General features: G+C 67.2%; 8 protein-coding genes. 4 read left to right on the top strand and 4 right to left on the bottom strand.

The features are described 5' to 3' along the window. Positions 1-137: 137 nt before the first annotated feature. Together FHS42_RS15790 and FHS42_RS15785 are read right to left on the bottom strand one after the other, a co-directional pair. Entirely contained in the window at positions 138-1,799 is a 1,662-nt protein-coding gene (locus FHS42_RS15790; RefSeq protein ID WP_184572849.1) for an FAD-binding dehydrogenase, read from the bottom strand. Beyond that, the gene (locus FHS42_RS15785; RefSeq protein ID WP_184572848.1) at positions 1,796-2,692 is read right to left on the bottom strand and encodes an alpha/beta fold hydrolase; all 897 of its coding nucleotides are present in this window, start codon (positions 2,690-2,692) and stop codon (positions 1,796-1,798) included. The genes FHS42_RS15790 and FHS42_RS15785 overlap by 4 nt, the downstream gene beginning before the upstream one ends. Positions 2,693-4,405: 1,713 nt before the next feature. Between FHS42_RS15785 and FHS42_RS15780 the strand changes: the two genes are divergently transcribed. Beyond that, positions 4,406-5,776, top strand: a complete 1,371-nt coding sequence (locus tag FHS42_RS15780) for an NsdA family TPR-like regulatory protein (RefSeq protein WP_184572847.1) — start codon at positions 4,406-4,408, stop codon at positions 5,774-5,776. Positions 5,777-6,127: 351 nt separating this feature from the next. On the opposite strand, the gene FHS42_RS15775 is transcribed toward FHS42_RS15780, so the two are convergent. Further along, positions 6,128-7,840 carry an alpha-keto acid decarboxylase family protein gene (locus FHS42_RS15775; protein ID WP_184572846.1) on the bottom strand — a complete coding sequence of 571 codons (1,713 nt, stop codon included), beginning with the start codon at positions 7,838-7,840 and terminating at the stop codon, positions 6,128-6,130. Between the two features lie 363 nt (positions 7,841-8,203). Between FHS42_RS15775 and FHS42_RS15770 the strand changes: the two genes are divergently transcribed. Then, positions 8,204-8,545 (top strand): transposase, encoded by a 342-nt coding sequence (locus FHS42_RS15770; RefSeq protein ID WP_184572845.1) that lies wholly within the window; start codon positions 8,204-8,206, stop codon positions 8,543-8,545. A gap of 59 nt (positions 8,546-8,604) precedes the next feature. On the opposite strand, the gene FHS42_RS15765 is transcribed toward FHS42_RS15770, so the two are convergent. After that, positions 8,605-10,338 carry a long-chain-fatty-acid--CoA ligase gene (locus tag FHS42_RS15765; protein WP_184572844.1) on the bottom strand — a complete coding sequence of 578 codons (1,734 nt, stop codon included), beginning with the start codon at positions 10,336-10,338 and terminating at the stop codon, positions 8,605-8,607. 603 nt (positions 10,339-10,941) lie between these two features. Between FHS42_RS15765 and FHS42_RS15760 the strand changes: the two genes are divergently transcribed. Next, positions 10,942-12,678, top strand: coding sequence for a PHA/PHB synthase family protein (locus FHS42_RS15760; protein ID WP_184572843.1), 1,737 nt, complete (start codon positions 10,942-10,944; stop codon positions 12,676-12,678). A gap of 450 nt (positions 12,679-13,128) precedes the next feature. Continuing rightward, on the top strand, positions 13,129-14,283 hold the full coding sequence (locus FHS42_RS15755) for a Leu/Phe/Val dehydrogenase (RefSeq protein ID WP_184572842.1): 1,155 nt from the start codon (positions 13,129-13,131) through the stop codon (positions 14,281-14,283). The last annotated feature ends 216 nt before the right edge of the window (positions 14,284-14,499 follow it).

Genomic DNA, 14,499 nt, shown 5'->3' with positions numbered 1-14,499 from the left:
GCCGCGCTGGCCCGGGTCGATCTGGAGGAGCGGACAGCGGATGCAGGCGTGCTCGTGCTTGCACGGCGTGTTGCAGGGGCGGCGTGTTGCAGGGGCGGCCACAGGTCCCCGGGGAGGCCCAACGCAGGCGGCTGCTCTCATGCCAGGTCCCGGGCCAGGGCTTGGCCAGCGACCCGGCCGGAGAAGATGCAGCCGCCGAGGAAGGCGCCTTCCAGTGCGTTGTATCCGTGCAGCCCTCCGCCGCCGAATCCGGCTGCCTCGCCGGCCGCGTACAAGCCGTCGAAGGTCGCGCCGCTCGACTGTAGGACTTGCGAGTCGAGAGTGGTCTGTATCCCGCCCAGTGTCTTACGGGTAAGCAGGCGGAGGCGGACGGCGACCAGGGGGCCGTGGGCGGGGTCGAGCAGGCGGTGCGGCGGGGCGATGCGGACCAGCTTCTCAGGGAGGTACGCGCGCGCGTTGTGCACGGACATCAGTTGCATGTCCTTGCTGTAATCGTTGATGACCTGCCGGTCACGGGCCGCTACCTCCCGCTCCACTCGCGCGTAGTCCAGGCGCGTGTCGGGGGTGATGGTGTTCATGCCCTCGACCAGTGTGGACAGCGTCCGGCGTAGCACGATGTCCTCGCCCTGATCGAGGAACGCGCGAATGGGCGCCATGGTGCTCTTTTTGAACCGCTGGAGCAGCAGTGCGCAGTTCTTGCCGGTCAGATCGGGATTTTGCTCGGACCCTGACAAGGCGAACTCCTTGTCAACCATTGAGTGGGTCATGATGAACCACGAATGGTCGTGACCGGTCGATCTGAGGTGCCGCAGTGTCGCCAGGGACGCATGGCTGGGGAACAGCGGCGGGGGCAGTCGCCGTCCTGTGGCGTCGAGCCACAGCGGTGAGGGGCCGGGAAGGAGCCGCACCCCGTGGCCGGGCCAGATGGGAGCCCAGTTTTTCATTCCCTCGTTGTAGAACCACATGCGATCGAGGTTGACCACCGACCCGCCGGCACGTTCGGTGATGTTGAGCATGCGCCCGTCGACGTGTGCCGGCACACCGGTGAGCATCGTCGCCGGTGCGGGGCCGAGGCGCTCGGTCGGCCAGTGGGCCCGCACCATCTCGTGATTGCCGCCCATGCCGCCTGAGGTGATGAGCACCGCTTGTGCGCGCAGTTCGAACGTGCCCACTTCCTGCCGCGGGGAGGGCACGCCGCGCGGTTGCTGCGTCGGGACCAGCACCGAGCCGCGCACGCCGACAGCGGTTCCTCCCTCGACGATCAGCTCGTCGACGCGGTGCCGGTGTTTGAAGGTGACCAGCCCGCGTTCGGCTGCGGCCAGCACGGGCCTGCGGAAAGTCCGCACGACCTGTGGCCCGCTTCCCCAGGTGTAGTGCAGCCGAGGGACGGAGTTGCCGTGCCCGGTCGAGGTGCCCACCCCTCGCTCGATCCAGCCGACGATGGGCACCAGGCGCAGTCCGAGTCGGTGCAGGTAGGGACGCTTTTCTCCGGCCGCGAAGCCTACGTAGGCCTCAGCCCACTTGCGGGCCCATCGGTCCTCGCTGTCGCGGTCGTGCCCGGCCGAGGCCAACCAGTCAGCCAGCGCCAGCTCGTAAGAGTCCTTGATGCCCAGCCTTCGCTGTTCGGGGCTGTTGACCAGGAACAGGCCCCCCTCTGCCCAGAACGCCTGGCCTCCCAGGTTCGCCTGGTTCTCCTGATCGACGATGACCACTCGCCGTCCGGCGCGGGTCAACTCGTATGCCGCGACGAGTCCTGCCAGACCCGCTCCCACCACGATCACATCGGCTGCGTCGCTCATCGTCGCCGTCCTCCTTCCATGGCGTCACCGGAATGTGCGAGGAAGGGACGGATGGTCTTGAGAAGAGTGTTGGGGGCTTCCATCGGCACGAGGTGCCCGGTGCACAGTACGAGTTTCAACCGGCCTTCAGGCAGGCGGCGTTGGGCGGCGATCGCCTGCCAGAAGGGAACCAGCGTGTCCTGGACCCCCCAGGCCACGAGGGTGGGCATCGGTAGTTCCCGCAACCTCCCGGTGAGCAGGTTCTTCTGCCCCAGCAGCCCCGTTGAAGAGCGTAGGGAGCGCAGGGTGGTCGGCAGGGCTTCGGGCGAGGAGACGGCCGCGATCTGACTGGTCCACCAGCGAGCGGGGAGCCGCCAGGGGCGGAGGGCCCCTATCACCGCTACCGACGCCACGAGCAGGCGCGGCCCAAAGGACAGTCTCGGGATCAGCCATTTCGTGAGGTCGCCCAAGGGAGTCACGGCCAGCACCAGCATCACGGGGTTGATGGCACGCCCCATGCTCGCGGAGCTGATCAGGACGAGGGACGGTACGTGGTCCGGCCGTTGCAGGGCCATGTAGGCGGCCACGGCGCCTCCGAGGGAGTGCCCGATGATCGCAGGGCGCTCAGCACCCACCGCTTGGGCGAACTTCCACGCGAATGCGGCGAGCGCCACCGGACTGGCGTCGGAGGTCGGTTCGCTGTGTCCATACCCTGGCAGATCCACGGCGATGGTTCGGTGGCTGCCGGCAAGGCCCTTGAGGATGCCGTACCACTCCTCGGAAACGCTGCCTTCGCCGTGGACGAGCAGCACCGGGTCTCCGTGCCCGGCCTCAAGGTAGCGGGTCAATGTCCCTTCCACGTCGATCCAGTGTTCGGCAACCGCCTGTTCCCGCATGGCGGTGGTTGTGTTCATCTTGGTCTCCCGTCTCTTGCCATCCGAACAATTCGCAGTACGCGCCTGTGTGGCCGAGTGGTGCCTGCGCGGAGGATGGGGGTGTTTCGCGGCCGGGCCTCGTGGCTCTTGGTCAGTGGCCCGGGTGAAGCGAATCGGAAGCCTGGCGGTGAAGCACGCGAGTGGCCAGGTAGGGCAGTGGCGCCTGCACCGTGCGCGGCGAAGGCGGAAGGTACCCAACGGCGGCGCCTGGGCGTTTTCACGCGAAGGCTCGGTATGCGAATAAACAGCACTGTAGGGCGGGCGCATCGGGGTGCGGCAGGCGTACGGGACGCTCCCAGTAGCGGCCTCACCCGGTGGTGCGCGCGCCTGCTCGTACTGCGGCATGCGTACGGTGGAGCGGACGCAGCGGCGCCCGAACAGGTCGCGCATTTCGGCGGTGGTGCGCGACCGCAGACGCGGCGGAGGGCGCAATCGCCCGCGGCAGGCACCGACGCCGCGGCTCTGTCGTCACACCGCTGCCAGAACTTCTTCCATAGGCCGCCTGATGCGCCGAGCCGGGTGCCTACTGGCCGTGCACATCCCTTCGCGTGCCCATCGGCACGCAGCGTACGTCCGCGGTAGGAGCTCAGCTCGTCCAGCCGGTGCACGTTACATGCACACAGGGGCGGGCGGTTGAGACGCTCTGCGATTCGCTGCTCCGCAGGTGAGCGCTCCGTTGGTCACCGGTTGGGCGTGCAGGCGCGCGCCCTGCGCGCCCCCCGTGTTACTCACACCGGGCGCACGCCCCCAATGGCGGCGCATGCGCGGGCGATACTTCCTTGGCATGTGCGCCGAAGAAGGCGACGTCCTTCTGTGCGCCCTCGACGCAGCGTTGCTTCGAACGAAAGCGTGCCGTGCACTAGTCCTAGTAATCGCCAGCCATACGTGCGGCCTCGTGCACCGCTGTCGCCGTCTGAGGCAGACCTGCGTCAGAAACAATGAGGGACCGCTGACCATCACGACAGTGATGGATGCCTCGACAGCGTCAGGCAATAAAAAAACCTGGTCCTTTCTCTGCTTGCCGGGGTGATTTCGAAATGTCGAGTCATGGGACTTTTCAGACCAGTGCTGAATGTCGACGGATGGCTGGGACGAAGCAGACGCGTCTGCCGCACCTTGTTGGCGCGCGTGCGTTAGTAGCATTCCGTGTAGTGAGCGCCCAAGCGCGGCCCCTTCGGTCACTCGGTCACCCGGGCGCGCCGCCGCCGGAGTTTTGATACCGGGGCCTTGGGCGTACCAAGTCGGTGTTCCTCTTGTCTTGGCCTGGGCCACGGCATGCCGTGGCCCAGGCGCGCGCTCACCTGCACTTTGCACGCCCACTCACCAGGTGCCGCGCACTGGGTGCGTGCCCGGGCATATAGCGGACCTTCGCGTGCGTCCGAAAGAGCGTGACCATGGAGCGGGGAAGGCAAGGAAACAGTGAGGACGCGCACCGCTTTCGGTGAGTCGGGGAGGGCGGAACGCCCGCAGTTGCACGGCGCGCACTGAGGATGGGAACTGATGACTGCCCGCTTGTTCGAGCCAAGCGTGTTTCCGACAGAACCGAAAACCGATCCAGCCATATCCGCTGCCGCCGGCCGCCGGCCGCCGGCCACGTCGTCCGGTTCCGCCTAAGGACGTTGACGGACGTGCCGCGCCCAGGCGGTGAGCTCCGGTTCCTCAAAACGGGGGCTACAAAGGAGACATGAGGCTATGGCCGTGCCACCACGTACTGACCGGAAGGTCAATGAACGGCTGCGGGCCGTGATGGAAGAGGCAGGGTGTTCAAGTACGGGGCTTGCCCGTCGGGTCAACACCTGCGGTGCCGAGCATGGACTCGATCTGCGATATGACAAGACGTCAGTGGCTCGCTGGCTTCGGGGGCAACAGCCCCGCGGCCGTGCCCCCGTCATCATCGCCGAGGCACTGGAGCGCAAGCTGGGGCGTGCCGTGACGATCGATGAGATAGGCATGAGCACAGGTCCTGGCCCGCCCTCCACCGTGGGTCTCCGGTTCGAGCCGACCGTGGTGGAGGCCGTCCGGCAAGCATGCGCGCTGTGGCGCGCCGACATCCAGCACGCCGGCCCTGTGCCCGGGAAGCGGCTTGCTACGTCCGTGCTTGTCCAACCCAGCCGTGACTGGCTGATCGCGGAGCCAGATCGCAGTGTCGCGGTCGAGGGCGTCCCCGCGGTGGGTCTTGCGGATGTCGCGGCGGTGCGAGCGACTACTGCCGCGTTCGCCGACCTCGATCACGGCTTTGGAAGCGGTCATATGCGCCCGGTCGTCGTCCGTTATCTCGACAGCGTCGTTTCCGTGCTTCTCGCCGGCCCCTACCGTGAAGCCACCGGGCGTGAACTGCTCACAACCATCGCACGACTGACGGAGCTCGCCGCCTACATGGCCGTTGATACCGGCCGACTCGGACTCGCCCAGCGTTACTACGTGCAGGCGCTACGCCTAGCGCAAGCGGGGGGCGACCGCGCATTCGGTGGTTACGTGCTGGCGTCCGGAATGAGCCATGTGGCTCTCTTGCTCGGAAATCCGAGTGAGACCGTCCAACTCGCCAAGGTGGCACGGGAAGGAGCAGGGCGAGCAGGCAGCAGTCCAACGGCTCGCGTGGTCATCCACGCGGCCGAAGCACGCGGTCAGGCCCTCCTGGGTGACGCGCGCTCTTACGAAAAAGCTGCTGAGCAAGCGTTCGAGGCGCTGGAGCGCGACAGCCCCGACGAGCACCCGGACCGCATCGCCCATGTGGACCGGGCTTACCTGGCGGAGGAGCTGGCTCGCTGCTGCGAGGTTTTGGACCGGCCCGAGGCTGCTGCCCAATGGGCGCGGGAAGCAGTACAAGGCTGTTCACCGGGTCGAGTACGGCGCCGAGCACTGCGGCTGCTGCTTTTGGCATCGGCGGAACTGCGACTCGGGGAGGTGGAACAGAGCTGTGCCACCGCGTCGCAGGCCGTGCAGGTGATCAGTGGGCTACGTTCCGCGCAGTGTGCCAGCGAGCTCGAAGAATTTCGCAGCCGTCTGGAGGCACTGGGGCATCATGAGGAAGCCGGCGCACTCCATACAGCAGACGATGACTGACATCACCTCCCATGCGTGTCGGCCAGGTCGTGCCCCGCCCACGTCGTCCGAGCCGCATCGGGCGACCGCGAAGCGGTTCGCTGACCGAAAGGCGGAGCATCGTGCACTCGGCCAGGGCTGTAGCGTCCGCGTTCACCGTGGTGGCCGCGGCCCCTCTGCCCCAGTCCGCCCCCGGCCAAGCGCGAGGAGTGTGGAGGTGGAACACGGCTCGCCCCGACCAGCCGTCCGGTCGGGGCAGGCCGCTGCCGCTCCTCCCGGTGAACACCCCACCTCCTACGGGGTCGGCTGGGAGGCGCATGCCGCCATCGGCAGGTGCACGTTGGCACGCTGCGCTCGGTGGCACGGGCTCCGTCAGGCGACCCATCGGGCCTTGTCGGGCCTGGTCACGGCGAGGCGCTTGAACGTAGCGGGAACGTCGTACGTGCCGGTGAACGCTTCCACCAGGACCAATCGGTCAGTCTCCGTGGCAGCTCGGGCGAGGGCTCGGTCCAAGGCCGCCTGCGAACGGGCGGTCAGCACCAGGGGCCTGGGCACCCCGAGGGCGGTCGGTATCCTGGTCCAGCGCCAACGGGCGACGTCGTTGTACTCAGCGCGAAGACCGTGGGTAATCCGCTCGATGGTGTAACCGTGGTTGTTGACCAGCACCACGATGGGCTTGAGACGGTAACGGCCTATGGTGCCCAGGTCCTGCACAGTGAGCTGGGCGGCGCCATCGCCGATGATCAACATGCCGCGCCGAGAGGAGTCAGCGAGCTGCGCTCCCAACAGCGCGGGTAGGCCGTAGCCAATGGAGGCCCACAGGGGCTGTGCGATGAACCGTGCCCCGCTGGGGAAACGCTGGTCTACCACGCCGTAGAGGGAGGTGCCTTCGTCGGTGACGACCGTGTAGCCGGGCCGAATGGCAGCGCCTACCGCATCCCACAGATACGCCTGGGTGAGCGGGCGCAACGAGCGCAGTGTGGGCCGGCACCGACGCGCACCGTGCCCGGGCAGGGGCATGTGAGCCCGCTTCGCCGACGTGGCTGGCTCCCGGTGACCGGTACTCGCGGTGCCGCGAACCTTCACCACGCGCCGACCCTTGACGATGTCCGTCAGTGTGGTCAGCGCGGCAGCCAGCGGCACGTTCGGAAAGGTCGTCCCGTCCACCGTCGCGGCCGTGGGCCCCAGGTCAATGCCGACCTCGGGATCGAAGCGGTGCGTGAACTTGCCGGTCGTCATGTCAGTGAGCAGCACTCCGGCGCGGATGAGCAGGTCGGCCTTGTCGATGGCGGTACGCACCCGCTTCTCGCTCATGGCGCCCGCGTACAAGCCAAGGAAGCCGGGAGCGCTCTCGTCCACGACCGTTTTCCCCGTTGCCAGGACAGCGTGCGGAAAGGACCCGGCGGCCAACAACTCGGCCAGTTCGGCGCGGGCCTTGAATCGGTCCACCAGGAAGTCGGCCAGGACCGCGACCGTGCCCGCGGCGGCGAGTCGGGCACTGGCCGCGACGCGGAAGGCCTTGAGGCTGTTGGCATCGGCGGCATGCCCGCGAGGTAGGGCCAGTGGCTGATGCGGCGGGGCAGCGCCCAGTGCGACATCGCGAGGCAACCGGAGGTATCCGGGTCGGCTCTCACGCAGGCAGGCGGTCAGCACCCGGTCGATCTCGGCCATCGCGTTGCTGGGGCGAAGGACAGCGTCGGCGCAGACCACCTGGCGGTGCGCACGCGCGAAGCGGTCGAAGTCCCCGTCTCCCGTGCTGTGGTGGACCGCGGACCCAGCGTGCTCGGTGGCCTGAGTGGGGCCGACAGCAATGTGCAGCAGCGGAACGCGTTCGGCGTAGCTGCCGGCGACACCGTTGATCGCGCTCAGCTCCCCCACACCGAACGTGGTGAGGAGCGCTCCGAAGCCCCGGACGCGCCCGTAGCCATCGGCGGCGTAGGCGGCGCCGAGTTCGCTCGCGGTGCCGATCCACCGCACGTCGCGGTGATCGAGCACACGATCGAGGACCGCAAGGTTGTAATCGCCAGCCACGCCGAACAAGTGGTTGACGCCCACGGTGTGCAGACGATCCAGAAGGTGATCCATGACTGTCTTGTGGGTTTTGGACGGGCGGGGTGTCATGTGTCCTTCTTCCTTCGGATGGATGGTCGCGCCATACGCCGCGCCATGGGTGGGTGGCCCGCTACCAACCGCTTGAGGCTGATGCGGCCCCAGGGGAAGCAGCGGCCGTTGGCACGGATGCGGCTGCGGCCGTGCCGCTGCCGGAGTGCGACGGCGGCTCCGGGCTCGGTGAAGTTGGTGCCTTCCACCACGTCTTGGGAACTCGACGCTGGCCACGGTGGTCCGCTCGGGAGCGGGCGCCCGCGCGCCGTCACGGCGGACCTGTGTCGCCACATGAGATGGCCCGCGGGGCTGCGAATTGCGAGCCGAGTGCCATGCTGGTTGGACATGGGAGAGCTTCTTTCACGGCGTCTGGTGACCGATCGCTTCTGGGCGTTGGCCGAGCCGCTGATCCCCGAGTTCGCCCCGCGGCGGCAAGGCGGCGGCACCACGCCGCTTGACAGCCGCGACGTCTTCACCGCCGTGGTGTTCGTGCTGACCAGCGAGTGCGCTTGGCGTCGCTTGCCGCCGACGTTCGCGGTCTCACCGGCGACAGCGCACCGTCGCTTCACCGCGTGGACAGCGGCGGGGCTGTGGGAGGAGATGCGTCAGGCGGTGCTGGTGGACGGCGGCCTAGATGGCGACCGGGAGTGGGTGGCCGCGGTCATCGACTCCGCGATCTCGCGGTAGGGATCACAGGCGCGGCCAGGGTTGTGCCCCGTACCGGGCCGCGTGAGGTCGGAGCGGCTTCACGCCTCACTTTCCGCGCTCCCGGGCGGCCTGGTGGAGGGCGTGCCCCCGGATCGCCTGCCGAGGTGTACGACGTCGAGTTGGCCTTGCGCGTACTGAAGCTGGATACGTCGTTTGTCGTGCTTGCCCACCGAGGTCTTCGGTATCGCTGGCATGATCGTCCAACGCTCCGGAGCCATCCACGCGTCGATGTGCTGAACCAGGAAGTCGAGTACCTCCTCCAGGTCGATAGCACGGCCTCGGCGCACGGATACGGCTGCCAACGGCCGTTCGCCCCAACGGTCGTCCGGCACCGCTACGACGGCGACCTCGGTGAGCGCAGGGTGCTCCATCAGAGCGTTCTCCAGTGCTGCACTGGAGATCGCCTCGCCACCGGACTTGATGACGTCCTTGACGCGGTCAGTGAGAGTCAGGAATCCGTCCGGAGTTATCCGGCCGACGTCCCCGGTCCGCAGCCAGCCGTCGGGGGTGAAGTTCTCCTGCGGTCGTATCGGAGGGGCGCCTACGCCGCCGTGGTAGACCTCGGTGACGTCAGGACCGCGGAGTTGGAGCTCACCAGTGGCCCTGCCGTCGTGCGGCCTGACGGCACCGTGTGCGTCGACGAGCCGGAACCGGACGGACGTCGGGAACCGCCCCTGGCTGATCCGGTACGTCCATTCCTCGTCCGCGCCCATCTTCGCGGGAGGAAGCGCCGCGCTCACCGCCCCCAAGGTTTCGGTCATGCCCCAGCCATGCAGGAAATCGATGGAGTGCCGGTCGCGGTAAGCGGCCATGAGAGCGGGTGGGCAGGCGGACCCGCCCACGAACACCCGACGCAGGCTTTCGGTGTCGTAGTGGTGAGTGTCGAGTTCCTCCAAAAGGGAGGTCCAGACGGTTGGGACGGCGGCGCTGAAGGTCGGTCGCCCCTGCTCGATCATGCGGGCGAGCGAAGTGGCCCGGGAATGCCGGTCGGCCAGCAGGAGGTCGGCGCCGGTGAAGAAGGCGGCGTGCGGAATGCTCCAGCCGTTCACGTGGAACATGGGGGCGATGGGAAACAGGACGTCGCGCGAGTTGATGTCGTAGTGGCTTGGCGCCACCACCTGGAAGCAGTGGAGGTACATCGATCGATGGCTGTAGACCACGCCTTTGGGGTCTCCGGTGGTGCCAGAGGTGTAGCAGATCGCTGCGGCGGTGCGTTCGTCGAGCTCTTCCTCCCACGGGTAGTCGATGCCGCGGTCGGCGATCAACTCCTCGTAGTCGTGCACTTCACCGGCGAATGCGGCCAGCGCGGCACGATCGCCGGGGCCGGCGACGACAATGTGCCGCACGGTGCGCGATAGCCGAGACAGCAAGGGCGCGAGTGGCCGCATCAAGGTGGCGTCCACGATGAGTACACGGTCACCAGCATGTTCGATGGTGTGGGTCAACTGCTGCGCTGTCATGCGTGGGTTGAGAGTGTGCAGGACGGCTCCCATCGCGGGCACCGCGAGGAACAGCTCCAGATGGCGGGCGTTGTTCCACATGAGGGTGCCGATGACGCTCTGTCCGCTTTCCGGTCGAGTGCCAGGGCTTACGTCGAGCCGATCACGGAGCGCGTAGGCCAGGCGGGCGGCACGCTCACCCACCTCGGCGTAACTCCTGGAATCGAACCTCTCGCCGTTCCACGTGCCCACGGTGGAGGTGCCGTGGACCGTGGAGCCGTACCGCAGGATGCGGGCGATGGTGAGCGGGGCGTCCGGCATCGTGCTGCGCATAGCGGTCCTCCGATAGGGGTCTCTTTGCCAGGTGGCCGGGTCGTCTGGAGCGGTGGGAATCCGTTGGCAGGAACGTATTCCCACGCTGCTTCGGCTGTCGCCCTTCGCCGCGGTCTTGCGTGGCTGCCGGCCGCAATGGCGTTGTTCCTGCCCATCGCACAGAGCCAGGCTCCACACGTGCCGTTTCGCACCCCGACAGCCGGCGATGATCCCTGACTTCCCGCGACAGCAGCCGAACGAAAGAGTGCAAGGAAACGGTAGGCGGGAAGGCAGAAGCCAATAAATGGTCGGGGCCCCGGGCTGAGGCCGCCACGTGAGATATGAGCCTGTCATTGCATTGGTGGCGCGGAGGCATGCTTGGCCTCCTGCCGCACCACCGTCGCGCACCGAATGACACCCGTATGTGCGGGACATTGCCGCGGACAACAAACGCGCCTACCGACGTTTCGCGTGCAGCCCTATGTTCCGTACCCAGGAAACAACGTCGCCGGATACTCAGCCCGCTGGCAGCAGGCTCGCCACGCAGCCACAGCCGGGCCGAGCTCTTCGGGCCAGGACAACGAGCGTCGGTGCACCTGCCGACCCGGACAAGGAGACGGACCGGTGACTTTCGGCAGCCTGCCTTACGCCTATGACGACGAAGATCGTCCCCCAATGTCCAGGGACGGGCGAACCACAATGTTGCGTTCCCGCTGGGCCTGGTTGCGCATGCTGTCCCTGGAAGACGAGCGCACTCCAGATCCTGCGGACCAACGCTTCACCGACCCGGCCTGGCACTCTGATTCGGGCTACCGGCGTCTGCTTCAGCACTACCTGACGTGGCGCGAGCTGACGCTGGCCGTGGCGGAGACGCCGTATCTGCCAGCGCGCCGTCGCCAGCAAGTGCAGTTCTTCGCCCAGGTCCTGACCGAAGCCCTGGCCCCCGTGAACTTCCTCCCGGGAAACCCCGCCGCGCTGCGCCGCGCCGCAACCTCACGCGGCGCGAGCCTCATTCGCGGATCAGGCAACCTTCTACATGACCTGGCGTACCGCCGGGGACGTCCCGCGAAGATGCCGCCCGGCACCTATCACCTGGGCGAGGACCTGGCCGCCACGCCAGGGCGGGTCGTGTTCCGCAACGAGCTGATCGAAGTGATTCAGTACGAGGCCCAGACCGCCCAGGTACACCAGATACCACTGCTACTCGTTCCCGCCTGGGTCAACAAGTTCTACATATACGACCTGGCCCCCGGCCGAAGCCTCGCCGAATGGGCGGTTCGCGAGGGCTACACGGTATTCGCCATCAGCCTCCGCGACCCCGACCCTGGTCAAACCACCTTGGGACTGGACGAGTACCTACTGCACGCTCCACTGCGTGCCTTGGATGTCGTACTGGATATCACCGGCTCATCGCAGGCACATCTGGTGGGGGTGTGTGCCGGGGGAATGTTTGCGGCATCCACAGCCGCCTGGCTGGCAGCGGAAAAAGAGGCAGGAGTGGCGTCGCTGACCCTGCTGATGTCCGCCTTGGACTACACAGGCCCCGACGGAAACGAGAAATCGCCGGACGCCGAGGTGCGTTTGCTGACCCGCATGCTTACGAACAAAAACGGTCTCGTTGACGGCACCAGAATCAGCCTGCTCTTCGACTTGCTGCGCTCCAGGGAAACCGTTTGGCAGCCCCTTGTGGCCGGTTGGTTGATGGGACAGCGGCCACAACCGTTCGACATATGGGCGTGGAGTGAGGACGCGATAGACGTGCCCAGCGTCCTTTTCGACCAGACCATGCGCATCGCAGCGGACAACACCTTGGCCCGCGGCCAGCTTCGCATCATGGAGCGTGCCATTGCGCTCTCCGCTGTCACCCAGGACGCCTTCGTGGTAGCCGGCTTGCGCGACCACATCATTCCTTGGGAAACGGTGTACAAAAGCGCACGTCTGCTCGGTGGCGATGTCTCATTCCACCTCGTGCCCTCGGGACATGTAGGAAGCATCATCAACCCACCGCGCCCTCAAGCGTCCTACCGCACCAGCACGGGCACACTCCCCGCGAGTCCCCGGGACTGGTCGGCCAACTCCGTCTCCCAGCAGGAATCCTGGTGGGAAGCGTGGTCGCGGTGGCTCGAACACCGCTCGGGCCCGCGCGTCCGTAGCCGCCCGCTGGGCAACTCCCGATACCCGGCCGGTGCCCTCGCCCCCGGACATTACGTACGCTCCGGCGCCTGCGACCCCGGTGATTCGATCCGCGGCGCGCATTCCTCTCACCCCCGTGCCCGCCGCACCCGGGCAACGGCGCTGTTCCGGTCTGTTGGGTCTGCTGGCTTCCACCAGGGCGCTCGCTGGCGGCGGCACCCGCGCTGAGACAGAGGAGTACGGCCATGTTTCTCAACGCCAGGAAAGGCATCGGAGCATTGAGCGTCGCGCCGCGTGTCCTGGGCGGTGAAGCCGGCAGCCTGCCCAGTGTCTGGGGCTGGGGCCGGAGAGCCTCAGCGCCCTCTCCGCTACCCACGACGTACAGCAGGTACCCGGACTCGCCTGGTAGGGCGCTGTGTCCGCTACCAGGCGAGTTCGCCAGGGCCCGGCTGAACCACTCCCCCGCCGGGTGTGCCCCCTGGCTGCCTCGCCGTGAGCCAGGCCCGGTCGAAGCTTACGGAGGCGTCGGCGTGAGGCGCCGTCGGCAGGGTCGCCACATCCGCCGCCGAGGACCGATGGCCGATATCCGACTCGGGACACCAGCGCCCACAACAGCACGGTGCCGCGTGCCGAAATCAACATGAATGAGATGGAACGTTCCACACAAGGAGGAGCAACATGAGTACGTTCAGCCCCAAGGCGCCACTCATCGGATTCACCTCCGAGTCCTTCGAACATGAGCAGGTCGTGCTGCACCACGACCCCGCCTCCGGCCTCAAGAGCGTGGTCGCGATCCACTCCACCGCTCTCGGACCGGCGCTTGGCGGGGCCCGCTTCCACCCGTACAACAGTGACGAGGAGGCCATCACGGACGCGCTCAACCTGTCACGAGGCATGTCCTACAAGAACGCCATGGCCGGCCTCGACTTCGGCGGGGGCAAGGCCATCGTCGTCGGCGACCCTGCTGAGGCCAAGACAGCGGAACTGCTGTTGGCCTTCGGGCGCCTCGTGAACTCCTTGGGCGGGCGGTACATAACGGCGTGTGATGCCGGCACGTGCGTGACGGACATGGACGTGGTCGCACGCGAATGCCGATGGACCCTGACCCGCTCATCGGAGACCGGCGGCGCGGGCGACCCCTCGATCGCAACGGCCCTCGGTGTGCTCCAAGGCATGCGGGCCGCGGCACTGCACCGCTGGGGCACGCCGTCCCTGCAAGGTCGTACGGTCGGGGTCGCGGGACTTGGCAAGGTCGGCCACCGCCTGGTGGAACACCTCTTCAACGAGGGCGCTCGCGTGGTGGTCACCGATGTACGCCAGGAACCGTTGAGGCACATAGCGGAGAAGTTCCCCCGCATCGGCATCATCGACAACACCGAGAACCTGGTGCGGTTCCGGGGCATGGACATCTACGCCCCGTGCGCGTTGGGCGGGGCACTGGACGACGACGTCGCCCGGGAGATCACCGCCGACGTGGTGTGCGGAGCGGCCAACAACCAACTGGCCCACACCGGCATCGAGTCCTTGCTCGCGGAGCGAGGGACTCTTTATCTCCCGGACTACGTCGTCAACGCCGGCGGAGCGATCCAGGCCACTGGGGAACTGCGTGGGCTTACGCCAGGTCAGACGATGGTGAGGGTGGAAAAAATCTTCGATACCGCACTGACGGTCTTGGAACACGCCCAGACAGAAGGCATTCTTCCCGGCGTTGCCGCCGACCGGATCGCCGAACAGCGCATCGCCGCCGCATCGGGTGCCCGGGTGAAGGGGACAGGGCCGTCTCGAAATAGCCAAGAGGGCAGGGACGACACCGGCTGGCAGCGGAAGCGGTGACCTGGGGGAAGGGTTCTGCCCTCAACTAACCCGCATTCCACCCCCCACCGCACATCCGGGCGCAACCCATGAGCGCCCGGCCACCCTCTTCACCCGGGCATTCCGTCGTCCCCCATGCCACGTGCAACAGGGAGCTGCCACCGACCTCCGGGTGGGGTTCGGGTGGTGCGGCGATCATGAGACCCCAAGGCCTTCGCGGGGGCGCCGCAAGGTCAC

Origin of the sequence: Streptomyces zagrosensis (assembly GCF_014203645.1) — a bacterium.
GTDB classification, from domain to species: domain Bacteria; phylum Actinomycetota; class Actinomycetes; order Streptomycetales; family Streptomycetaceae; genus Streptomyces; species Streptomyces zagrosensis.
The sequence above is the reverse complement of the archived record's forward strand: the minus strand, read 5'-3'. Positions and strand labels throughout refer to the sequence as shown.

Excerpts from the sequence above, each read along its gene's own strand:
- FHS42_RS15765 (WP_184572844.1), bottom strand. The coding sequence starts at position 10,338 with ATGCGCAGCACGATGCCGGACGCCCCGCTCACCATCGCCCGCATCCTG.
- FHS42_RS15775 (WP_184572846.1), bottom strand. The coding sequence starts at position 7,840 with ATGGATCACCTTCTGGATCGTCTGCACACCGTGGGCGTCAACCACTTG.
- FHS42_RS15755 (WP_184572842.1), top strand. The coding sequence starts at position 13,129 with ATGAGTACGTTCAGCCCCAAGGCGCCACTCATCGGATTCACCTCCGAG.
- FHS42_RS15770 (WP_184572845.1), top strand. The coding sequence starts at position 8,204 with ATGGGAGAGCTTCTTTCACGGCGTCTGGTGACCGATCGCTTCTGGGCG.
- FHS42_RS15790 (WP_184572849.1), bottom strand. The coding sequence starts at position 1,799 with ATGAGCGACGCAGCCGATGTGATCGTGGTGGGAGCGGGTCTGGCAGGA.
- FHS42_RS15785 (WP_184572848.1), bottom strand. The coding sequence starts at position 2,692 with ATGAACACAACCACCGCCATGCGGGAACAGGCGGTTGCCGAACACTGG.
- FHS42_RS15780 (WP_184572847.1), top strand. The coding sequence starts at position 4,406 with ATGGCCGTGCCACCACGTACTGACCGGAAGGTCAATGAACGGCTGCGG.